At 37.6% G+C, this 22451-nt stretch carries 22 protein-coding genes; 3 read left to right on the plus strand and 19 right to left on the minus strand.

Annotation, left to right across the window (positions count from 1 at the left end; translation table 11 throughout):
* Positions 1-11: 11 nt before the first annotated feature.
* Genes LB454_RS07770 through mraZ form a run of 11 tightly spaced genes read right to left on the minus strand, consistent with a single transcriptional unit; the run spans position 12 to position 12074 of the window.
* Positions 12-731, minus strand: coding sequence for a cell division protein FtsQ/DivIB (locus tag LB454_RS07770; RefSeq protein ID WP_224464101.1), 720 nt, complete (start codon positions 729-731; stop codon positions 12-14).
* Positions 718-2070: a UDP-N-acetylmuramate--L-alanine ligase gene (gene murC, locus LB454_RS07775; protein WP_224464102.1), complete on the minus strand. Its 1353-nt coding sequence runs from the start codon at positions 2068-2070 to the stop codon at positions 718-720. The genes LB454_RS07770 and murC overlap by 14 nt, the downstream gene beginning before the upstream one ends.
* A complete protein-coding gene (murG, locus tag LB454_RS07780; protein ID WP_224464103.1) occupies positions 2067-3164 on the minus strand; it encodes an undecaprenyldiphospho-muramoylpentapeptide beta-N-acetylglucosaminyltransferase in 1098 nt (365 codons plus the stop codon). The genes murC and murG overlap by 4 nt, the downstream gene beginning before the upstream one ends.
* A complete protein-coding gene (locus LB454_RS07785; RefSeq protein WP_224464104.1) occupies positions 3161-4402 on the minus strand; it encodes an FtsW/RodA/SpoVE family cell cycle protein in 1242 nt (413 codons plus the stop codon). Before LB454_RS07785 ends, murG begins: the two co-directional genes overlap by 4 nt.
* A gap of 6 nt (positions 4403-4408) precedes the next feature.
* A complete protein-coding gene (murD, locus tag LB454_RS07790) occupies positions 4409-5752 on the minus strand; it encodes a UDP-N-acetylmuramoyl-L-alanine--D-glutamate ligase (RefSeq protein WP_224464105.1) in 1344 nt (447 codons plus the stop codon).
* Between the two features lies 1 nt (position 5753).
* A complete protein-coding gene (gene mraY / locus LB454_RS07795) occupies positions 5754-6974 on the minus strand; it encodes a phospho-N-acetylmuramoyl-pentapeptide-transferase (RefSeq protein ID WP_224464106.1) in 1221 nt (406 codons plus the stop codon).
* 3 nt (positions 6975-6977) lie between these two features.
* A complete protein-coding gene (locus LB454_RS07800; RefSeq protein WP_224464107.1) occupies positions 6978-8441 on the minus strand; it encodes a UDP-N-acetylmuramoyl-L-alanyl-D-glutamate--2,6-diaminopimelate ligase in 1464 nt (487 codons plus the stop codon).
* On the minus strand, positions 8438-10405 hold the full coding sequence (locus tag LB454_RS07805) for a penicillin-binding protein (protein ID WP_224464108.1): 1968 nt from the start codon (positions 10403-10405) through the stop codon (positions 8438-8440). Before LB454_RS07805 ends, LB454_RS07800 begins: the two co-directional genes overlap by 4 nt.
* Before the next feature lies 1 nt (position 10406).
* On the minus strand, positions 10407-10721 hold the full coding sequence (locus tag LB454_RS07810) for an FtsL-like putative cell division protein (protein WP_224464109.1): 315 nt from the start codon (positions 10719-10721) through the stop codon (positions 10407-10409).
* Positions 10722-10723: 2 nt separating this feature from the next.
* Complete coding sequence (rsmH, locus tag LB454_RS07815; protein ID WP_224464110.1) at positions 10724-11626, minus strand: 16S rRNA (cytosine(1402)-N(4))-methyltransferase RsmH; 903 nt, start codon at positions 11624-11626, stop codon at positions 10724-10726.
* Positions 11619-12074 carry a division/cell wall cluster transcriptional repressor MraZ gene (gene mraZ, locus LB454_RS07820; protein WP_224464111.1) on the minus strand — a complete coding sequence of 152 codons (456 nt, stop codon included), beginning with the start codon at positions 12072-12074 and terminating at the stop codon, positions 11619-11621. Before mraZ ends, rsmH begins: the two co-directional genes overlap by 8 nt.
* A gap of 345 nt (positions 12075-12419) precedes the next feature.
* Between mraZ and LB454_RS07825 the strand changes: the two genes are divergently transcribed.
* Positions 12420-13184, plus strand: a complete 765-nt coding sequence (locus tag LB454_RS07825) for an alpha/beta fold hydrolase (protein ID WP_224464112.1) — start codon at positions 12420-12422, stop codon at positions 13182-13184.
* 11 nt (positions 13185-13195) lie between these two features.
* On the plus strand, positions 13196-13795 hold the full coding sequence (yihA, locus tag LB454_RS07830) for a ribosome biogenesis GTP-binding protein YihA/YsxC (RefSeq protein ID WP_224464113.1): 600 nt from the start codon (positions 13196-13198) through the stop codon (positions 13793-13795).
* Here the strand turns inward: yihA and LB454_RS07835 are convergent.
* The 3 genes from LB454_RS07835 to gldB are packed head-to-tail and all read right to left on the minus strand — an operon-like array spanning position 13787 to position 15460.
* Positions 13787-14164, minus strand: a complete 378-nt coding sequence (locus tag LB454_RS07835; protein ID WP_224464114.1) for a GTPase — start codon at positions 14162-14164, stop codon at positions 13787-13789. The genes yihA and LB454_RS07835 overlap by 9 nt on opposite strands.
* A complete protein-coding gene (gene gldC, locus LB454_RS07840; RefSeq protein WP_224464115.1) occupies positions 14151-14501 on the minus strand; it encodes a gliding motility protein GldC in 351 nt (116 codons plus the stop codon). The genes LB454_RS07835 and gldC overlap by 14 nt, the downstream gene beginning before the upstream one ends.
* 2 nt (positions 14502-14503) lie before the next feature.
* On the minus strand, positions 14504-15460 hold the full coding sequence (gene gldB / locus LB454_RS07845; RefSeq protein ID WP_456099360.1) for a gliding motility lipoprotein GldB: 957 nt from the start codon (positions 15458-15460) through the stop codon (positions 14504-14506).
* A gap of 81 nt (positions 15461-15541) precedes the next feature.
* On the opposite strand from gldB, the gene nadE reads away from it, so the two are divergent.
* Complete coding sequence (gene nadE, locus LB454_RS07850) at positions 15542-16324, plus strand: NAD(+) synthase (RefSeq protein ID WP_224464117.1); 783 nt, start codon at positions 15542-15544, stop codon at positions 16322-16324.
* A gap of 78 nt (positions 16325-16402) precedes the next feature.
* Here nadE and dnaG read toward each other — a convergent pair whose 3' ends face one another.
* The 5 genes from dnaG to LB454_RS07875 all read right to left on the minus strand — a co-directional run bounded on the left by dnaG (position 16403) and on the right by LB454_RS07875 (position 22450).
* Positions 16403-18355 carry a DNA primase gene (gene dnaG, locus LB454_RS07855; RefSeq protein WP_224464118.1) on the minus strand — a complete coding sequence of 651 codons (1953 nt, stop codon included), beginning with the start codon at positions 18353-18355 and terminating at the stop codon, positions 16403-16405.
* Between the two features lie 146 nt (positions 18356-18501).
* A complete protein-coding gene (locus LB454_RS07860; protein WP_224464119.1) occupies positions 18502-19479 on the minus strand; it encodes a polyprenyl synthetase family protein in 978 nt (325 codons plus the stop codon).
* 62 nt (positions 19480-19541) lie between these two features.
* The gene (gene rlmN, locus LB454_RS07865; protein WP_224464120.1) at positions 19542-20588 is read right to left on the minus strand and encodes a 23S rRNA (adenine(2503)-C(2))-methyltransferase RlmN; all 1047 of its coding nucleotides are present in this window, start codon (positions 20586-20588) and stop codon (positions 19542-19544) included.
* Positions 20589-20919: 331 nt separating this feature from the next.
* Positions 20920-21783 (minus strand): hydroxymethylglutaryl-CoA lyase, encoded by an 864-nt coding sequence (locus tag LB454_RS07870; RefSeq protein WP_224464121.1) that lies wholly within the window; start codon positions 21781-21783, stop codon positions 20920-20922.
* Positions 21784-21829: 46 nt separating this feature from the next.
* Positions 21830-22450, minus strand: coding sequence for a LysE family translocator (locus LB454_RS07875; protein ID WP_224464122.1), 621 nt, complete (start codon positions 22448-22450; stop codon positions 21830-21832).
* Position 22451: the final 1 nt, after the last annotated feature.

The following is a 22451-nucleotide window of genomic DNA, read 5'->3' on the forward strand; positions in this document are numbered from 1 at the left end:
TTTGTAGATTATTACTTTGTTGTACATACTACCTGATTACCAAATTGCAAATCTATGCGTTTATAGTCATCTAATTTTTTGTATTCCGAAGCTTTTGAATAAAAAACTTTATAGTTGGTCAACTTTTTGTCAAGATAAGAAATTTGACCAAAATTGACTAAATATCCTTGATCCCGAACCTCCAAAACATAGCTTTTTTCTGCTATTTTTCGGATTGCAATGATATGTTTTTTTAAAAAATCATCCGCCTCTATTTTCTTCAAAAGTGGATAAACTTCTTGTAATTCTTTTGGACTTACTCCAGACACCAAAGGCACTCGCGATGAGTAGTTTGAAGATAATGGCATTGGCAATCCCTCTGTATCTAAATAATAAAATCCTTTATCTCTTATCCTGGCGATAGGTTCCCGTTGTATGATTCTTGCTGAAAGTGTTCCATCGAGACTATAAAATGCTTCCGATAACTTTATCATTTCGTTGGCGTTCAGTGCATGTTCAAAAGTGGCCAAACGTTGTTCATTTATCAACGAATCTCCGTTAGATGCCAGCACTTCTTCTAATAAATCTTCAACTTCTGCTTCTGTAATGAAAATCTTGGAGGCATCCAAAAGCTCAACATTTATTGCTTTTACAGGCTTTAATTTCTGGCGATGGTTTGCAAAACCAACCAAGAAGAAAAGAATCCCCAGGATCAAAATCAGTCTTATGGTATGTAGATTAACTCGTTTCATGCAGGTAATTTGTAATGTTTCTTGCTTCTACTCCTATATCTCCTGCTCCAAGCATTACGATCACTTCATTATCGGCGTTCTCAATTCTATTTTGAATATCAATTTTAGTTATCAATTGTTTCGATGAATGCTGGATTAAGTTCAAAAGATACTCTGACGAAATTCCCTCAATAGGCTCTTCCCTCGCTGGGTAAATATCCAAGAGATACACCTTATCAAATAGAGCTAAGCTCTGAGCAAAGCCCTCAGCAAAATCTTTAGTCCTGGAAAATAAATGAGGCTGAAAAATAACTACTGATTTTTTATCAGGATGCATTTCTGAAATGGCTTGATATACAGCATCGATTTCCATAGGATGATGTGCATAATCATCGATAACTACTAAATCCTCTGACTTATACACGTAATTGAATCGTCGCTGAACACCTTCAAAAGTAGCTAAAGCTTTTCCAAATTCATTTGCCAGCTCAGGTTTAAAATCGATTGCTAAAGCTAATGCAGCAGCTGCATTGAATAAGTTGTGGCGGCCTGGTAAATGAAATTTCAGGTTTTTCAAGCGATGCTCTTCTTTTATAAAGTCGAAGACATAACTTCCATCTGTGATTTTAATATTCTTAATCTGAACCTCTGCCTCATCTTCTATGGCTATAAATTGGGCCTCCAGATCCAACCCACTTTTGGCATATAAATGATTTTTCGGAACCAGTCTCGAAAATTCTTTAAAGGTCTCTACAAGCTTTTCGGTAGTTTCATAAATATCCAAATGATCGGCATCCATGGAGTTAATGACAGCTGCAGTAGGATGTAATTGCAAAAATGACCTATCAAATTCATCGGCTTCCACAACAACTACCTCTTCGCCATCTCCGATATAATTGGTCATATAATTTTGAAGTATGCCACCACAAAAAGCAGTCAACTTGATACCGCTTGCCTTTAAAATATGAACCAAAATCGCAGACGTTGTCGTCTTACCATGCGTTCCGGCAACGGCTAAGGTTGGCAGATCTTTTGTGATTTTACCAAGTACAACTGATCGCTTATGCATTTCAAAATTCTGATGCTTGAAATACGCGAAGAATTTTGAAAGTTTCGAAATTGCTGGCGTGTAAATAATAAGAGTAGTTGATTTTGATAGCTTCTTAAGTTGACGCTCATCAGCTTCAGAATATACTACTTCAATTCCTTCATTTACTAATGCTTTGGTCAAGTCAGTTTCTGTTCTGTCATAACCAGAAACGTTCAAGCCTTTTTGATTGAAATATCTAGCCAAAGCACTCATACCGATACCTCCGATACCGATTAAAAATACATGTGTATATTGACTTATTTCTCTCATTTTAATTCATGTTCTATACGTTCCACTTCATCAACTATTGCTTTTGTAGCCAAAGGTTTAGCCAAAGTGATAATATTTTTAGAGAGTCGCTTTTGCAATTCAATGTCATTGATCAAACTCTTGAAAACCTCCTGAAATTTATCGTCCAAATCACTTTCTTTTAGCATTAATGCTGCATCTTTATCTTCGATGGACCTGGCGTTTTTAGTTTGATGATCTTCTGCCACATTTGGAGAAGGGATAAAAAGCACTGGTTTTCCCACCAGGCTCAATTCACTTACAGCGCCGGCACCGGCTCTGGAAATGATAACATCTGCTGCAGCATAAGCCATATCCATTTTTGAAATGAACTTCAAAACTTTGATAGCTTTAGTTTCTAATGATTTGTATCTATCGTAATATAATTTCCCGCATTGCCATAACACCTGAAGGTTTTCAGCCTGAAACATAGACAACTGACTTGCAATTAATTCATTGATACGCTGTGAACCCAGGCTCCCACCAACAATCAATAATGTTTTCTTTGTAGGATCCAACTGAAAATACTTCAGTCCAAATTCCTTTTTACTATTCACTTCCAGCAGGTCCTTTCGGATGGGATTTCCTGTAACAACTATTTTTTGTTTTGGAAAAAATTTCTCCATGCCTTCGTAAGCCACACAGATAGAATTGGCGTCTTTGGCCAGCCATTTATTCGTAATGCCAGCATAGGCATTTTGTTCTTGAATCAAAGTTGGAATACCCTGGCTAGAAGCCACCTTTAGCAAGGGTCCGCTGGCAAATCCACCAGTACCAATTACTACATTGGGTTGAAACGATTTGATCAGTTTTTTAGCTTTTAGCATAGAACTGATTAGCTTAAAAGGAAACATCAAGTTTGTGAGAGTGAGTTTTCTCTGAATTCCAGAAATCCACAGTCCTTCAATTTTGAAGCCTGCTTCTGGCACTTTGGTCATCTCCATTTTATCTTTAGCACCAACAAATAAAAACTTAGCATCAGGATATCTCTCTTTCAACTCTTCTGCAATAGCGATGGCCGGGTAGATATGTCCACCAGTTCCTCCTCCAGAAATCATGTATCGTTTTGCACTCATATGGTTTCGCTTAAGACTTCTAATGGATTCTCAATCGCTAGATTGTCTTCTTTTTCTTTCTGCTTAGCTTCAGCAGTAGCATTCACTTCGTTATTAGCACTTACACTTATAACGATGCCCAGAGACAGACATGTCATCCAAATGGACGTTCCCCCACTTCCTACCAAGGGTAAAGTTTGACCTGTAACGGGGAAAAATTCAACAGCTACAGCTATGTTGATAAAAGCTTGAAATATGATAGGGATTCCCGCTGCAATGACAAGCAACCTGCCATAGGTTGTTTCTGATTTGGTGACGATTATCGCTATGCGATACAGCATAAACAAGTAAGCGAGTATGACTCCAATACCGCCAACCATGCCCATTTCTTCCACAATAATGGCATAAATAAAATCTGATGACGATTGAGGTAAAAAATTGCGCTGTACGCTTTTCCCTATACCATTTCCTGTAATTCCTCCAGTAGCTATAGCAATTTTAGCTTTTTCAACTTGATATTGTTCTCGTGTGTTTTCGTCCTGTGTAAAACTTTCTACTCTACTGATCCAAGTATCCACTCTGTTGGGAAACAAGTCTGGAAAGGCTTTGGCCGTTAAGCCAAATAAAACTAAAGCTAGCATTCCTACTCCTACAACTGCTGCTGTGTACTTGAGTGTATATCCACCAACAAAAGTGAGCAGCAACACAATAAAAAAGATGATGGCTGCTGTAGATAAATTGGCTGGAAGGATAAGTCCTACCACTAAAAAGACTGGAACCCAGAGTGGCAGAATAGTTTCTTTGAATGTGTAAGCTGTATCTTTAATTTTTGATAAATACCTGGCTACATAAATGAGTAAAACAACCGATGCTAAAGTGGAGGTTTGAAAGGAAAAGTTCACAATCGGTACTTGTATCCATCGACTTGCATTGGCGCCTTGCATAGTTGTCCCCTGAAACAAAGTAACGATCAATAAGATAATCACTACCGGCAATAAAATGATAGATAATCCTCTGAAGTATCTGTACGGAATTTTATGAGTCGCATACAGTATAGAAAAACCTAGTACCAGATGAATAAAATGTTTCACCAAATAAGCAAAGGTGCTACCACTGGCTCCGTTGAGATAAGCCAGATTACTTGAAGCACTATAAACAGGAATAAAGGAAAAGATAGCCAAAAGCGCAGCCACAGACCATAACATCTTGTCGCCTTTTATGCTTTTAAAAAACTCTCTAATTCCAGTGTTTGTTGACATTAAGCTTTACTTTTTTAAGCGTTGTACTGCATTCTTAAACTGTCTTCCTCTGTCTTCATAATTTTCGAACAAATCGAAACTTGCACATGCAGGCGATAAAAGCACAGCATCATTTTCTTCTGTCAATTCATATGCTTTATTGACAGCGTCATTCATGTGGGAAGTTTCAATAATAGTATCTACGCAATTACTGAAGGCATCGTAAATTTTTTGATTATCAATTCCTAAACACACAATGGCTTTTACTTTTTCATTGACCAGAGCAAGTAAATCTTCGTATTTATTTCCTTTATCTACACCTCCAACAATCCAAACCGTAGGGGCGTTCATGCTGTCCAAAGCATAAAATGTAGCATTCACGTTGGTAGCTTTAGAATCATTAATAAAAGCTACTTTATTGATTTTTCCCAGCTGTTCTAGCCTGTGCTCCACCCCGTGAAAACTTTCCATACTTTCCCGGATGGTTTGTTTTCTGATTTTCAGCAATCTTGCAGCAGTAGATGCTGCCATTGCATTTCTTGTATTATGGTCGCCTTTTACGGCTAAATCTCTTACTGACATAGTAAATAAATTATGGTTGAGTTTGATATTAATCTTGTTGTCTTCAATAAAAGCTGATAAATCTTCAACGATAGTTGCCATGGAAAAAGGAATCAACTTAGCTTTTGTTGTATTATGCGCTAACCAGGTATAAATCACGTCATCATCTTTGTTGTAAATGAGATAATCTTCCTCGGTTTGATTTTTAGTGATATTAAATTTTGCTTCTATATATTCTTGAAAGTTATTATGGTATCTATCCAAATGGTCGGGTGTAATACTGGTTAAAATGGCTATGTGTGGCCTGAAGCTTTCAATCCCGTCCAATTGAAAACTACTCAGTTCCAATACATAGTTATGAACGCTTTTTCTAGCTACTTGCTCCGCAAAACTAAACCCGACATTACCCGCCATTGAAACAGAAAGTCCTGCATTCTTCAAAATATGAAACACCATATTAGTGACTGTGGTTTTACCATTGGATCCAGTGATTCCGATCAAATTGGCATCAGTAAACCAGGAAGCAAATTCAATTTCGGAAATAAGTTTAATCCCTTTTTTCTTCAAGTTTTGAATAAGCGGGAGATCATCAGATATTCCTGGGCTTTTCACAATCAAGTCAGCCTCTTCTAACTTCGAAATACTGTGTCCACCTTCCTCAAAATCAATTCCTTCTGAATTCAATTTCGTTTTGAACTTAGGTTTTATCATGGAAAAATCTGATAAGAAAACATCATACGACTTGTCCTTACCAAGAATGGCAGCTCCTACACCACTTTCACCTCCACCTAAAATGACTAGTTTATCCATTTTATCTGATTTTGAGTGTAACGATGGTAATGACGGCTAACAAAATCCCTATGATCCAAAACCGAACGACAATTTTAGATTCATGAAAACCAAGCTTTTGGTAATGGTGATGAATTGGAGACATTAAAAAAACACGCCGCCCAATTCCACTTTTCTTTTTGGTGTATTTAAACCAGCTCACTTGCAGGATCACAGATAAACTTTCTAGAAAAAATATTCCGCAGAGAATAGGAATCAAAAGTTCTTTACGCGTAGCAATAGCGATCACCGCTATGATACCACCAATGGTCAAACTTCCTGTGTCTCCCATAAAAATCTGAGCTGGAAACGTATTGTACCATAAAAACCCTACCAGGGAACCCGCGAAGGCGGTAATAAAAATGGTCATCTCTCCAGATCTGGGGATGTTCATGACATTGAGATAATCTGAGAATATAATGTTACCAGACACCCATGCAAAGATCCCCAACGTGAGCACAATTATGGCTGAACTCCCCGCTGCCAGTCCATCGATGCCATCTGTAAGATTCGCACCATTGGAAACCGCGGTCACTATAAAGATGACGATAGGAATAAAAATAAGCCATGCATAAGAGGCCGCACCTTCACTCACCCATGAGATTGCCTTGGAATAATCCAGTTCGTTATTTTTAAAAAACGGGATGGTAGTCGTTGTTGATTTCTCTTCTGGAGAAGTTTCAGAAATCACTTGTATGTTGTTGGTCGTCGTTACTTTGTTATCTGGTCTTACGGTCACATCCGGATGAAAGTACATAACGGCACCCACAAATAATCCTAAACCAACCTGGCCTATGACTTTAAACCTACCCTTTAAACCTTCTTTATTCTTTTTAAAAGTTTTGATGTAATCGTCCAAAAATCCAATAGCTCCCATCCAGATGGTGGTTACTATCAAAAGAATAATGTAAATATTATCGAGCTGAGACAAGAGCAAAACAGGAATAAGTGTTGAGAAAATGATAATCAACCCTCCCATGGTTGGTGTTCCAGCTTTCTCCTTTTGTCCTTCAAGCCCAAGCTCCCTTACGCTTTCGCCAATTTGTTTTCTTTGAAGAAACAAGATGATGCGCTTACCAAAAATGGTAGATATCAAAAGCGATAGAATGATAGCTGCTGCTGCTCTGAAAGATATGTACTGAAACAGACGAGCTCCAGGGAGATCGTAGTTGTTTTCCAAAAATTCAAATAAATAATATAACATATCTTATTTCTTAAATTGAGCTAATAACTCTTTCACAATTTTCAAATCGTCAAAATCTGATCTCACTCCATGAACCTCTTGATAAGTTTCATGTCCTTTGCCTGCTATCAAAATAATGTCTCCCTTTTGGGCCAAGCTACAGGCAGTCTTAATGGCTTGTTGTCTGGAAGTAATACTCAGTGTTTTGAAGACATCCTGAGGTTCTACTCCCTTTTCAATATCTGTGATTATTTCTTCTGGATCTTCTGTCCTGGGATTATCACTGGTAAAAATGACTTTGGTACTCAAGTTTCCAGCAATCCTACCCATCTGCGGTCTTTTAGTTTTATCACGATCTCCTCCGCAACCTACTACGGTAATCAGTTCCTCATTACGAGTCCTGATGTCATTGGTAGTTTGCAAGACATTCTTCAAAGCATCTGGAGTATGAGCATAGTCCACAATCACATGGATTCCAGTTTCAGAAATGTGATGCTGATATCTTCCGTCCACAGGCTTCAATTGACTCAAGGTCTGAAGATTCTCCAGTTCTTCTACTTCAAGCAAATCTGCCGCAGCATAAACTGCCAGTAGATTGTAAGCATTAAAATCTCCTATAAACCTTGACCAAACTTCATTGCCGTTGATGTTCAGCTTAAGTCCAGAAAAGCTCTTTTCCAGTACTTTAACTTTATAGTCGGTAAGGTTTTTAACTCCATATCCATAAGTTTTAGCTTTGGTATTCTGAAGCATATAATTTCCGTTTTTATCATCAATATTGGTGATGGCAAAAGCATTTTTAGGTAACTGATCAAAAAACCGTTTCTTCACGTCTCTATACTCAGCAAAGGATTTGTGATAATCCAAATGGTCTTGAGAAAGATTAGTGAAAATTCCTCCAGCAAAGTCAAGCCCTAGAGTTCTATGTTGAGCAATACCATGAGAACTCACTTCCATAAAACAAAACTCTACACCAACTTCATTCATCATTTTGAGGTATGAATTGATGGTTAAAGAATCTGGAGTAGTCAATTGGGTTGAGAACTCTTTGTCATCAACTTTGATAGTCACAGTAGAAATCAATCCAACTTTAAATCCAAGCGATTTAAATAGTTGATAAAGCAAAGAACTCACCGTCGTTTTACCATTGGTTCCTGTGACTCCCACAAGTTTTAAATTGGCAGAGGGGTTTTCATAAAAATTAGAAGCCATTACAGCTAAAGCCTCTCTAGTATCTTTTACTTGAATATAAGTGATTCCTGGAGCTAATTCAGAAGGAAGGTCTTCACAAACTACAGACTGAGCTCCTTTAGAAATGGCAGCATCTATAAATAAATGACCATCTGCAGCAGCGCCTCTTATCGCGACAAAAGTATCCTGCAAATTCACCAAACGGCTATCAAACTGAATGGTTTTGATATCAATTGCAGTTGGACCTTTTACAGATTCAATTGGTACTTTATAGAGTATGTCTTTTAAGATTTTCAACTTGAAATTAAATTTACGCGTTGGCTGTTTGTTATTTTTGTTCCGCTTTTTATTGATTGTTTTTGAACTTTTCCTTGACCGATTAAATTCACTTTAAGACCAAGATTTTCTAATATAGAAACAGCATCCATTGCTGGATACCCTGTTAAGTCCGGCATCACTGTCTTGTATTTTTGAGAAACTTCAAAATATTCCTCATATTTTTTGCTAGCTACTTTAGTATTGAAAGCTTCTTCTTTAGAAATTTCATCTTTAAGCGGAGTATCGATATAAATCTTTTGAGCGATTTTAGCAAAAACTGGTGCAGCTACTGTGCTTCCATAGTAGCCGATTTTCGGATTTGGTTTATGAATAACCACTATGCAGGAGTATTTTGGCTCCTCCGCTGGAAAATAGCCAACAAAGGAGGAAATATACCGGCCAGATTCTATCCAATATTCGGTCTGACAGGTTCCTGTTTTTCCAGCCATATTGAAGTTGGAATGACGAATATTACTACCAGTACCTTTGTCTACAACTCTACCCATCAAGCTTTGAAGTTGTTTAGCAGTTTCCTGAGAACAAATACTGCCATCTATTACAGGTTCCGTATAAGATTCTATGAGTGAATGTTTATCCCTTACTTGTTTTATGAATTTTGGTTTTATTTTTAAACCATCATTGGCAATAGCATTGTAGAAGGTTAGGGTTTGTAAAGAAGTTAAGGACACACCGTAACCAAAAGACATCCAAGGCAAAGTGGTCCCATACCAGTTAGAATCATTAGGGTGAGGAATTTTTGGCTGACCCTCTCCCTTAATTCTTAAACCAATTTTTTCATTAAGCCCCATATTGTAAAGGCGATTTACAAAACGTCCTGGTTGGTCTTTGTAGTTATCATTAATCATTTTTGCGAATGCGGTGTTGGAAGAGACTTCAAAAGCTTCGGCCATGGAAATTTTACCGTAACCCCCACGCTTAGAATCGTAAACTTTTCTATCGTAGAATTTTACCATACCTGTCTCTGTGTCGTAAACAGAGCTTGTGTCGATCACTTTATCTTCAAGAGCTGCTGCCAAACTCATGAGTTTAAAAGTTGACCCAGGCTCATGAGGCTCATACACAGCATAGTTGAGTTTCTCGTAATATTTGTTAGAATTTTTTATGCGGCCCAGATTGGACATGGCTTTAATTTCTCCAGTCTTAGTTTCCATGACGACTACACTGCCATGATCGGCCTCAAAATGTTCGAGCTGCTCCAAAAGAGCATGGTGTGCAACATCCTGAATATTTACATCAATTGTGGAAATAACGTCGTAGCCGTCTTCTGGCTCAACCTCATTAATATCACTGATTGGCTTCCACTGGCCTTTGGCTATTTTTTGTTTGAGTCTTCTGCCCTGCTTGCCTTTGAGATACTCATCAAAAGCCCCTTCTAGTCCGACATTGCCAAAACCAACTGTACGTTCTCCAATTTTTCCTAGCGGATTTTCCCGAACTGTGGATTGTTCTGCAATAAACCCTCCTTTATAAGGTCCAAGATTGAAGAGTGGAAACTCGCGCATGGCTATATATTCTGAGTAATCCAATTGTTTAGCAATCAACAAATACCGGTTTTTGATTTCTCGGGCTCTCTTCAATTTTTGTAAGTGATAACTTTTAGAGTTTCCAAGTGTTTTTGATAATTCTGTAGCTAAAGCTGAAGCGTATTTTTGAAAATTTGCTTCTGAAACTGTTACTGCATCAAATCTGATATCGTATTTAGGCACTGAAGTTGCCAATAAATTCATATTCGTGTCATAAAGATTTCCACGATTTGGCTCTATACTAAAGTTTTTGTAGACAGTTTCCTGAGCTAAGTCTTTATACTTCTGACCTTCAATAATTTGAATGTCAAAGAGCTTGTAACCCATCGTTAGGAATACAAGCACTAGCACAGTGGCTAAAATGTAAAACCTCCTTAAAATGCTTTTGTCTGTTGTCATTCTAATTGGACTTTACAAGGATTTTATAGGGTGGCTTATCGGATAAACCGATGGAACGTTCCTTCATTTTCTTAGCAACGTTGGATTCCATTTTTTGCTGCATCACGGTCTTACGAGTATCCACAAATTCACTCCTCAATTCTTTTAGTTGCTGATTCAATTCAGCTACTTTATATACTTTCCTTTCAGCACTGTGCGAGCTGGCAATCATTATAATGGCAAGTAAAGCGCAAAAGACTATAAAAGCCCAGTTGGCATAAGCACCTTCGCTTACCAAAAATTTACCTTTCAATATGTCTCCCAATCCATTTGACATGTTTATAATTTTTCGCCTATTCTCAATTTTGCACTTCTAGATCTTGTGTTTTGCAGCATTTCCGTTTGACTTGGGGTTACCAGTCTTCCAAGCTTTTTGAAAGGAACCAGCATATTTCCATAAAAGTCTTTTTCCGGCGCTCCAGAAAATTTACCATCTCTTATAAATCGCTTCACCAAGCGATCTTCCAAAGAATGGTAAGAGATCAAACTCAGTCTCCCCCCTTTTTTGATTAATTCTGGTGTTTGAAGCAAAAACTCCTTCAGCACTTCCATTTCCTGATTCACTTCAATTCGTATCGCTTGATAGACCTGAGCTAAAAACTTATTCACTTTGGTAGGTGGAAAAAAAGGAGTAAGCAGCGCATTCAATTCCGAAGTAGATTGAATAGGCTTTATTGCTCTTTCCTGAACGATTGCTTTCGCCAGCTTTCTGGACATTTTGATTTCTCCATATTGCCAAAGTAATTGAGAGATCTGCTCCTCAGAATATGTATTGATCAACTCTGAAGCACTTAACCCAGTATGCTGATCCATACGCATATCCAATTCTGCATCAAATCGAATGGAAAAACCTCTTTCGCCTTCATCAAACTGATGAGAAGACACCCCAAAGTCTCCAAGAATAGCATCAACTTTCTTCACTCCCTCCAATTTTAAAAAGCGCTTTATAAATCTAAAGTTGGCCTGAATCAGCGTAAACCGATCATCAGCAATAGCATTTTCTTGAGCATCCTGATCTTGATCAAAAGCATAAAGCCTCCCATGCTCTCCGAGCCGAGATAAGATTTCTTTTGAATGCCCACCGCCACCAAAGGTTACATCCACATAGATGCCATCCGGCTTTATAGCCATGCCATCTACGCTTTCCTTAAGCAATACAGGGATGTGGTAAGCTTCATTCATTAGTATCAATTCCCATTACGTCTTCAGCTAAATCTGCGAAGTCTTCAGAATCGCTAATGACAGATTCATATTTTTCCTTATCCCAAATCTCTACGATATTGATAGCAGAAGAGACTACGATTTCTTTGTCTATAGACGCAAAACTGATCAAATCCTTTGGTATCAGTAATCGTCCATTGGCATCTACATCTATAACCTTTACCCCTGCAGAAAATTTTCGTATAAAATCATTGTTCTTTTTATTGAACCGGTTCAAACCGTTCATTTTGTCCATCAGAGCGTTCCATTGGCTCATCGGGTATAATTCCAAACATGGCTGAAACACAGAACGTTTCAACACAAAGCCCTCTTCTATGATAGGAAGCATCTGCTTTTTCAAGCCAGATGGTAGCATAAGTCGACCTTTTGTGTCAACTTTGCATTCATAAGATCCTATAAGGGTATTCATGATTGGTTTGATTTCAATTTCAAATATATTGAAATTTTTACCACATTTTACCACTTTCTACCACATTGTGGATAACTTTTTCCCTTAGAAGTCTTTAAGACTTGTTGATAGTAGTAATTACAGAAGGTTTCAGCAATTCTAAAAATTGCTAAATGGCTGTGGATAAAGTAAATAATTCTTATTTCTGAGGTTGATTTGAGATAAAACTCGTACTTTTTTACTCTTAAACTGATTATAAAAGTCTAATTCACACTCAATTACCTTTTGAATTCACAAGTCCCTAAAACTGTAGGGGTTTCTTATTCAAATATCTTTATATTTGGGTTTTGAAATTTTGAAAACCTGATGGAAGAACATATATCGCAAGAAGGCAAGTTTAAATACTTTGAAAAAGGTGAAGGTACTCCTATAGTCATTTTGCACGGACTAATGGGTGGCTTAAGTAACTTTGACGGGGTTATGAGTTATTTCCCTGAAAAAGGATACAAGGTGGTGGTACCAGAATTGCCACTTTACGACATGCCCTTATTGAATACCAACATCAAAAATCTTACGAAATACGTCAAGGAATTCATAGATTTCAAATCTTATGGCCAGGTGATATTGGTTGGAAATTCTCTTGGCGGACACATAGGTTTACTAACTACAAAACTATACCCTGAGATTGTAAAAGCCCTTGTTATAACAGGAAGTTCTGGACTTTACGAAAGCGCTATGGGCGAAAGTTATCCAAAACGTGGAGACTATGAATATATCAAAAAGAAAGCTCAGGACGTATTCTACAATCCTGAGGTAGCTACTCAGGAAATCATAGATGATGTATATAGTGTTGTAAATGACAGAAGCAAGCTAATAAGAACTTTGTCTATTGCCAAAAGTGCCATAAGACATAACATGTCCAAAGACCTTCCAAATATGCAAACTCCAACTTGCATTATCTGGGGAAGACAAGATGAAGTCACTCCACCGCAGGTTGCCGAAGATTTTGATAAGCTTTTACCTGACTCCGAATTATTTTGGATCGATAAATGCGGACATGCAGCGATGATGGAACATCCAGAGGAGTTTAACAAAGTTCTGTACGCATGGCTTGAGAAAAGAAAATTCTAAAGCCTCACTTTATGAAAATTAAAACTTCAACGTTTGTGGTCAGTAATTCGGATGTGACCAAATGTCCGAATTCGCATTTACCAGAATATGCTTTTATTGGTCGTAGTAATGTTGGGAAATCTTCGTTGATCAATATGCTCACAGGACGAAAGAATTTAGCAAAAGTTTCTGGAAAGCCAGGCAAAACCAGACTTATCAATCACTTTTTGATCAATGAAAATTGGCATCTTGTTGATTTACCTGGTTATGGTTATGCCAAAGTGAGCAAGAAGGAGAAAAAAACATTTCAAAAGTACATCACGGCCTATTTTGAAAAACGTCAGCAACTTGTCAACACATTCATTTTGATAGACTGCAGACACGAGCCACAGCCAATAGATTTGGAATTTCTGGAGTGGATGGGCATGAATACTATCCCCTTTTCTATTGTTTTTACCAAAGCTGATAAACTGAAACCCCAAGCTTTAGAACAAAACATAGCCAACTACAAATCCAAACTCATGGAAACCTGGGAAGAGTTACCGCCTTATTTTGTTACTTCATCTGCACATCAAACAGGTCGCGATGAAATATTGAATTATATACAAAGCATCAATGACACCTTAATTTAATTGAACTCTGGACTTTATTTTCTCAATTAAAAGTTCAACATCCTCAATTTGATTTAGCTCATCTTTGCCTATTACAAGGCTTAATTCGTAATTATCCTGGAATAAAACCACAGGAAGGTCATAGAGTTTTTCAAACTTAGACTTGAACTTCTTTTGATATTCGTCTTTATGCAGAAAAATCATCTCCATATCACTTTGCTTCCTAAACGCCTTCCACTTTTTGTTTTCTGAAATAACTCCAAAAGTAAGTTCACACAATTTGCATTCATAAGTATTTGGATTCAATACTTTATGAGCGCTATCCAGTAAAGCATTACTGAAACCAGCATTGGCATTGTAAACAAAGATTAAAGATTTATTTCTTACCACTTTGCGCGTCTTTTATGTCCAATTTTTCTGCAAAATAATCGCAGAAATCTTTCATAGTTGCTGTCATTTTTTCATCATCTGTAGCCCTTTGGAAAGTATCTGTCATTCCTACAAAAATCTGGTGAAAGAATTTTTTCATTTCATCCACTGGCATTTCTTTCGTCCAGAGGTCAATGCGCAAAGTTTCCTGTGCTTTGTGATCCCAAATGCTAAGAAAAGCCGCTTTGGCCTCTTCATTATCTATGCCGCCGTCCTGAGCAGACCAGGTTAACTTTTCTGGAATTCTGTTTTCGTCTGTAGTGACATTTATTTTAATTTCAGACTTTTTTTCAATCATAACTAGGGTTTATATTTTGATTTTTTAAAAATAACATCCGCTTCGAGTTCTAGAAGCTCATTTATGTTTGTATTAGGATACTTTTCCATATAAGCTTTCACAATTTGCCATCCTATGTATTGCCCAATTCTTGGAGAGGACTCATTGTCCAATTCCAAATAAAATTTGGAATACGGCCCAAGGTTGATAAACCTATCTTCCAACCGATTATCTGTTGAATAAATTAAATTTCGTTCAACAAAAAAAGACCAAATTTGGGTTTCATTTTCTTCTGCCCATCTCATTTGATCTTCTGAATAATAAATCTTGGCAGCATCAGATTCAAAAGGCATCAACAGGTCTTTAAGGTACAACACTTTGCTATGATGAACCATATCCGATAAAAATGTTCTGGAACGTTTTCTGCTCATTTTTTGTTTAGCGAAAGCTTCCGCAAGGTCTGAAATTAAGAAGTCTTTATCTTGTTGAAACGCAATATACTGAGCTAAACCTTTATAAAACTTATGGTTTTTACCAAGATAATTATCAAGCGAAATCAATAAGGCATCTTCAGTCAATACCAGCTTTTGTCTATAATTCACCTCTTCGGCCAAAGTAAAAACAGTTGGTATTTCAAAATCAGGATAATAGTATTTAACGTATTTGAAAAAATGCTCGATTCTTTCAGCTTCTTCTTTAAAATCAGGAAAACTTTCTTTGACCTCAGTATTGATTTCTTGTTGAAGATCGCTTTGCATCTTAGCCACCCAGAGGCTGTCTGGTATTTGATCTGGAAAAAGTTTTGGATAATTTGATTTGAGTTCTGGCAAATCTCCTGCATTTGCTTTTGCAAATTCAAGGTCGAAGCGTTCCACTTCAAGCTCAATGTCTATAGCTTCAGCATCAGAATTCAGCTTAGAATTGTCTTGACAGGCACATAAAACCAAAAAAAGACTTAACAAAATTAAAGGAAACCTCATTTTTGAAAAGGTAGGGTTTTGCAACTGCATAGATTATTTATATTTGATGCAAATGTAAGTATTAAGCCTAAAAATTGCCTTATGGATACCCAGAAAACAATTAACCACATCACAGATTGGATGAAAAATTATTTGAAAGAAAGCCAACAAAACGGTTTTGTTATTGGAGTTTCTGGTGGCATAGATTCTGCAGTAACTTCTACACTATGTGCAACCACTGGCAAGCCAACCCTGTGCGTTGAGCTACCTATTCATCAACACAAGTCCGAAGTTTCCAGAGCCAGAAAGCATATTGACCATTTGGAAGGCAGATTTGGGAATGTCACCTCTGTGAAAGTTGATTTATCCAACACGTTTGATACGTTTAAATCCAGTTTACCCGAGATAGAAAATAAAGACGTACAGGACTTTTCTCTGGCCAATGCCAGAGCCAGGTTGAGAATGACTACGCTGTATTACTTTGCTGGGATTCATGGATATCTGGTGGCAGGAACCGGCAACAAAGTAGAAGATTTTGGGGTAGGATTTTACACTAAGTATGGTGATGGTGGTGTTGATTTGAGTCCGATTGCAGATTTGATGAAAAGTGAAGTCTATGAACTTGCAAAATGCCTGAGTGTAATAGATGAAATTCAAGACGCTGAACCAACCGACGGACTGCATGGCGATCATAGGACTGATGAAGATCAAATTGGCGCGAGTTACGATGAGCTGGAATGGGCCATGGAATTTAATGGAGAAATTTCAGATATCTCAGACAGACAACAAGAAGTTCTAAAAATTTACAACAGCTACAATAAAGCCAACCAACATAAAATGCAGCCAATTCCTATATGTGAAATCCCTGATGAATATAAAGCTTAATTTACTAAGCTATCATCAACTTAGAAGGTCTTAACAACTTAAGTTGACTCTTTGCTGCCTTTCGAAATCCTAAGTTGGCTACAAAACCCGGTTAAGTTTATTGGAAATCAAAACCTCCAGTCCATTATATTCCATCGTCTCACGCATCAACTCAATATCTACTTCTTCTTTTTGTTCTCTTATGATTTCACTTAAATCCTGAACTTTTTTCCTGATGAGGTAGCGGCGAAGATTTAAAATGGTTTCCATCACTTCTCGCGGATCCAAGACGCTTTTATCAATGACAAAAATCTCCTGACGCTTCCAGTCATGCAATTGATTTTTTTCATTTTCCATCAAAATGGAAGTCACTTCCTGAGCCAATTCAGGATTTAGGTGATTGATAAATGAATCGATTTTCAAAGTGCCGTCCTTCACAAAAACTTCAATAATTTGATCATAAAGTTCTTTAAAAATTGAATTTGAGAATTCAACTTCATCTTCTTGCAGTTCAATGAAAATCTTTTCAAAGACCACATATTCTCTTTTGATTTCTACATGTGCATCTTCTTCAAAATCGAATTCAAAATCTGTAAATACAGCCTTTTGTTCACCGTATCTTAAAAGTAACTGAATAATGCTACGCTCCAACACATACTGCTGATCCACTTTGGGAACAGGCGTAGAATCCTGAGTGTCTTTTACGACTTCCAGCTGTTTTTTCTTCACACCCCTACTGGCTTCTTTTCGGTCTTTAGCCAAAATCTGAGCAAGTGTACTAAAAAGAACATCCTCCGACACATCCAAAAGATTGGAACAGGTTTGGACATAAATTTCCTGAGTGATTTGATCGGGAATTTTGGAAATAGAATTCACAATATCCCTTACTACCTCCGCTTTTTTCACTGGATCTTTGTCGGCATCTTCCAGTAAAAGTGAGGCTTTGAATCTTATAAAATCCTGTGCATTTTTATCCAGATAGGCTTGTAAATCCTCTTGTGTATTGGCTTTGGCAAAGCTATCCGGGTCTTCACCTTCAGGAAACAGGCAGACTTTTACGTTCATGCCTTGTTCCAAAATCAAATCGATTCCACGAATAGAAGCCCTCAGTCCAGCTGCATCACCGTCAAATAAAACGGTGATGTTGTTGGTCAGCCTGCTAATCAGTCGGATTTGTTCAGGCGTCAGTGCCGTTCCGGAAGAGGCTACCACATTTTCAATGCCAGTTTGGTTAAACTGAATCACATCCGTATACCCTTCAACCAAATAACAATTATCTGCTTTAGCAATGGCTTGTTTGGCCTGATAAAGTCCGTAAAGCACTTTGCTTTTATGGTAAACTTCACTTTCTGGTGAATTCAGATATTTGGCCTGCTTTTTATCATTGGTCAAAATCCGACCTCCAAAGCCCAGAATTCTTCCCGACATCGAGTGAATTGGAAACATCACCCGACCTTTAAATCTGTCAAATCGCTTTTCGCCTTTAACAATCGTAAGTCCTGTTTTTTCTAAGAACTCTAATTTGTAAGCTTTCTCCAGAGCTTTATCTGTAAAGGCCTGCCATTCATCTGGAGAATAGCCCAGGTCAAATTTTTCGATAGTTTCTGAAGTAAATCCACGGGTTTTGAAATAACTCAGCCCTACCGATTTCCCTTCATCGGTATGAAGCATTTGGTTAACGAAAAACGTTTTGGCAAATTCATTGACCAAATACATGCTTTCTCTTTCGCTGGCTTTTTCTTTTTCTTCTGAAGATTGCTCCGTTTCTTCAATTTCGATATTGTAGCGTTTGGCAAGATGTTTTATGGCTTCAGGATAGGTATAATGCTCGTGTTCCATCAAAAAAGCCACGACATTACCTCCTTTACCCGAACTGAAATCTTTCCAGATTTGCTTGACAGGCGAGACCATAAAGCTTGGCGTTCGCTCCTCCGTAAAAGGACTCAATCCCTTAAAGTTACTCCCTGATTTTTTTAACTGGACATAATCGCCAATCACTTCTTCAACCCGGGAAATATCAAATACTTTATCTATGGTAGTTTTACTGATCAATGAAATATGATTTTGAAATAAAGATAAAATAAAAAGGACATGACAAAAAACAGTTTACTCATGATAAAAATTTATTTGACTAGACTCCAAAGGTTTTAAAAACCTGTGAGGTCTAAACGTTTACGAGTATATTTAGCTTTTCAACTTTATTTCTCGCGATCAATTACATAATTGACCATCAATTGCAAGGAGGATTTATACGGAGATTCAGGATATTGGTCGAGTATATCTGAAGCTTCTTTTTGAAAAGCTTTCATTTTAGTTTGAGCATAGGTTAAACCGCCTGAAGATTTTACAAATTCAATCACTTCGTTGACTCTCTTTTTATCCTTATTGTGATTTTTAACCGAATTGATGAGCCAGTCTTTCTCTTTTTTGGAAGCCTGATTCAAAGCATAAATCAACGGAAGAGTCATTTTTTGCTCTTTAATATCAATCCCTGTTGGTTTTCCAATCTTCTGCTCACCGTAATCAAATAAGTCATCTTTAATTTGAAAGGCCATTCCTATCAATTCACCAAATTTCCGCATGGATTCCACGTGAGCAGATCCTGGTTTCACCGCCGCAGCTCCCAAACTACAACAAGCGGCGATGAGCGTTGCTGTTTTTTGGCGAATGATTTCGTAGTAGATATCTTCTGTGATATCCAGGCGTCTGGCTTTTTCAATCTGGAGTAATTCGCCTTCACTCATTTCTCGAACTGCAACAGAAATGATTTTTAAAAGATCAAAGTCATCATTATCTATGGATAACAACAAACCTTTAGATAATAAAAAATCACCGACTAAAACGGCGATTTTGTTTTTCCAAAGCGCATTGATGGAAAAGAAACCACGGCGCTGATTGCTATCGTCTACAATATCATCGTGCACCAAAGTTGCAGTGTGGATCAACTCAATTACAGAGGCTCCTCTGTATGTCCTGTCGTTCACTTCTCCTTCAGAAACCATTTTGGCCACCAAAAACACAAACATAGGCCGCATTTGCTTGCCTTTTCGGTTAACTATAAAGTGAGTAATTTTATTGAGGAGCGCCACACGCGAGGACATGAAGAGGGAGAACTTTTTTTCAAAAAGCTCCATTTCATGTGCAATGGGTTCCTTTATTTGAGAGACTGTTTTCAAGACTCACAAAGATAGAGTTTAATATATTAAGAAAAACTGAAAGTTAGGAATTTACGCTCAAATCAAACTTTGATTTTATTCGCCAATTGCCCACAAGCCGCATCGATGTCTTTTCCTCTAGAATGTCTTAGAGTAACTGTTATTCGATTTGCCTCTAGTGCATTCACATATTTAGCAACGGCATCATCACTTCCTTGCTGAAACTCACCATCATCAATTGGATTGTATTCTATGATATTGACTTTGCAAGGAATGGCCTTGCAAAAGTCCACTAGGGCCCTAATGTCTTCTTCCCTATCATTAATACCCTTCCATACAATATATTCATACGTCACAGATTTTCCTGTTTTTTCATACCAATAGATCAGGGATTCTTTCAAATCTGAAAGAGGAAATTTAGCATTAAATGGCATGATCTGAGTTCTCACCTCATCGATAGCCGAATGTAACGAGACTGCTAAGTGAAATTTCACTTCATCATCTGCCAGTTTTTTGATCATCTTAGGAACACCAGAAGTTGATAAAGTGATTCGGCGGGGTGACATCCCTAAACCTTCTGGCGAAGTGATTTTTTCGATAGACTTCAAGACGTTATTGTAATTCATCAATGGTTCGCCCATACCCATATACACTATATTGGATAAGGGAATACCATTGTAAAGTTTGCTTTCTTTATCTATCGCCACCACCTGATCGAAGATCTCATCTGCATTCAGATTTCTGAGGCGTTTCAGTTTAGCCGTCGCACAAAATTTGCAATCCAGGCTACATCCTACTTGTGAAGAGACACAGGCCGTGGTTCTGGACATCGTCGGAATTAAAACCGATTCCACCGTAAATCCATCGTGGAGTTTAACCGCATTTTTGATGGTTCCATCCTTACTTCTTTGCATCTGGTCCACTTCGATGTTATTGATCACAAAGTTATCCACCAGCATTTGCCTGGTTTCTTTAGACAAATTGGTCATATCCTCAAAATCATATGTGGCCTTATTCCATAACCAGTGATAAACCTGAGAACCTCTGAAGGATTTATCTCCCTGAGAAACAAAGAAGTCCTGTAATTCTTTTTTACTGAGCGCGCGTATGTCTTTTTTTGAATTTTTCACCTTGCAAAATTAGTTAAAAAAGAAGGGAATCTTCCAAAAAGAATGTTATTCCAAATTAGACTGTTTCGCTTTTAGAATATAGACACCAGATTAAGGAGATAAAGTGAACTTAAAGTGAACAGCGATAGTGGACAAAACATGATTTCTTAATATGAATCAATTGAAAATAAGACCTCACAGGTTTTTAAAACCTGTGAGGTCTAAAGACTTAAAGTTCGGGTGTTGAAATTATTCAGTAAAAGCTTTGATAAGTATATGGATTCAATAATACATGAACTCAAAAACAATACAGGTTATTTTTCAGACACTTCTAACATTAATAATGTAAAGCTTAGTGATACTTCGTAAACAAATCTGAAGCTTTATTATAAGCCGATTCGAAGCTGGTCATGCGGATAGAATTGTCGATATTCTTGGAATTAAAGTAAGATAACATCTTTTCGGTTTGCATGTTCCCGGTAAGGTCATCTTTAGCCATAGGGCATCCTCCAAACCCCTGAATCGCACCATCAAATCTTCTGCACCCCCCTTTCACAGCAGCATGGACTTTTTCATACCAGGCGTCTGGTGTGGTATGCAAATGTGCTCCAAATTCCATATGAGGATATTTTGGAATTAAGCTTGTAAATAAATCTTCTATCACATCCGGTGTTGAACTTCCCACTGTATCTGATAAGGAAAGGATTTTTACTCCCAAATCAGCCAGCTTTTCCGTCCACTCGCCTACAATATCCGTATTCCAGGGATCGCCGTAGGGATTTCCAAATCCCATAGATAAGTAAGCCACTACCGATTTGTTAGACGACTGAGCAATCTCCAAGATCGATTTCAAGACCTCAACAGATTCGGCGATGGTTTTATGCGTATTCCGCATTTGGAAATTTTCGGAAATGGAAAACGGATAGCCCAAATAATCGATTTCCGGAAACTTAGAAGCGTCCTCCGCTCCTCTTCTATTGGCAACAATGGCCAAAAGCTTGCTTTGTGTTTCAGACAAATCCAGCATCGACAAAACTTCAGCCGTATCCTGCATCTGCGGAATCGCTTTTGGAGAAACAAAACTTCCAAAATCTATGGTATCAAAACCGCATTTCAAAAGAGACTGGATGTATTTTGCCTTTTCATCGGTAGGGATAAAAGGCTTGATGCCTTGCATGGCATCTCTAGGGCATTCAATAAGTTTGACTGAATTCATGAGCCCAAATATACAGTTTTAAGGCATTTTCGAAAGTGAATTCAGCTTAAACTAAAATTAGAATGGCAATAGCTATGAATGTGAAGATTTGAAACCATTTCAAAAACACATAAGACCTGGAGGTCTTAAATAATTGTTTGGAAAGCTGATCTGAAAGTATTGCCACCAAACTAAAAATCACAAAAGCCTGCAGCATAAATAATCCACCCAACACATAAAACTGCATCATCAGGTCTTTTTCAGTATCCCAAAGAAAACCAGGAAAAAACGCCAGAAAAAAGATAGTCACTTTTGGGTTGAGAATATTCATGATAAAACCCGTTTTGAAATCAGAGAAAAATGAATTTTTGGTAGTCTCTGTAACTTTTTCCTGATGAAAACTCTGTGGCGGAGAGGAATAGACTTTATAGGCTAAGTATAGCAAATACAAGGCTCCAGCAATTTTGATACTCCAAAAAAGCGGTTCAGAGTTTTTGATGATCAAAGAAACGCCAAAGGCCACCAAAGAGGTGTGGATGATGATCCCAGAAACTAGTCCCAGCGCGATGATCATTCCTTTTTTATAACCTCCCACCAAACTTTGAGAAAGCACATAAATGATATCTGGGCCAGGAGAAAGCGTTAGCAAAATGGATGCAATGAGGAAAGGAATAAGTTGTTCTATCATA

Origin of the sequence: Psychroflexus montanilacus (assembly GCF_020164535.1) — a bacterium.
Classification (GTDB): Bacteria; Bacteroidota; Bacteroidia; order Flavobacteriales; family Flavobacteriaceae; genus Psychroflexus; species Psychroflexus montanilacus.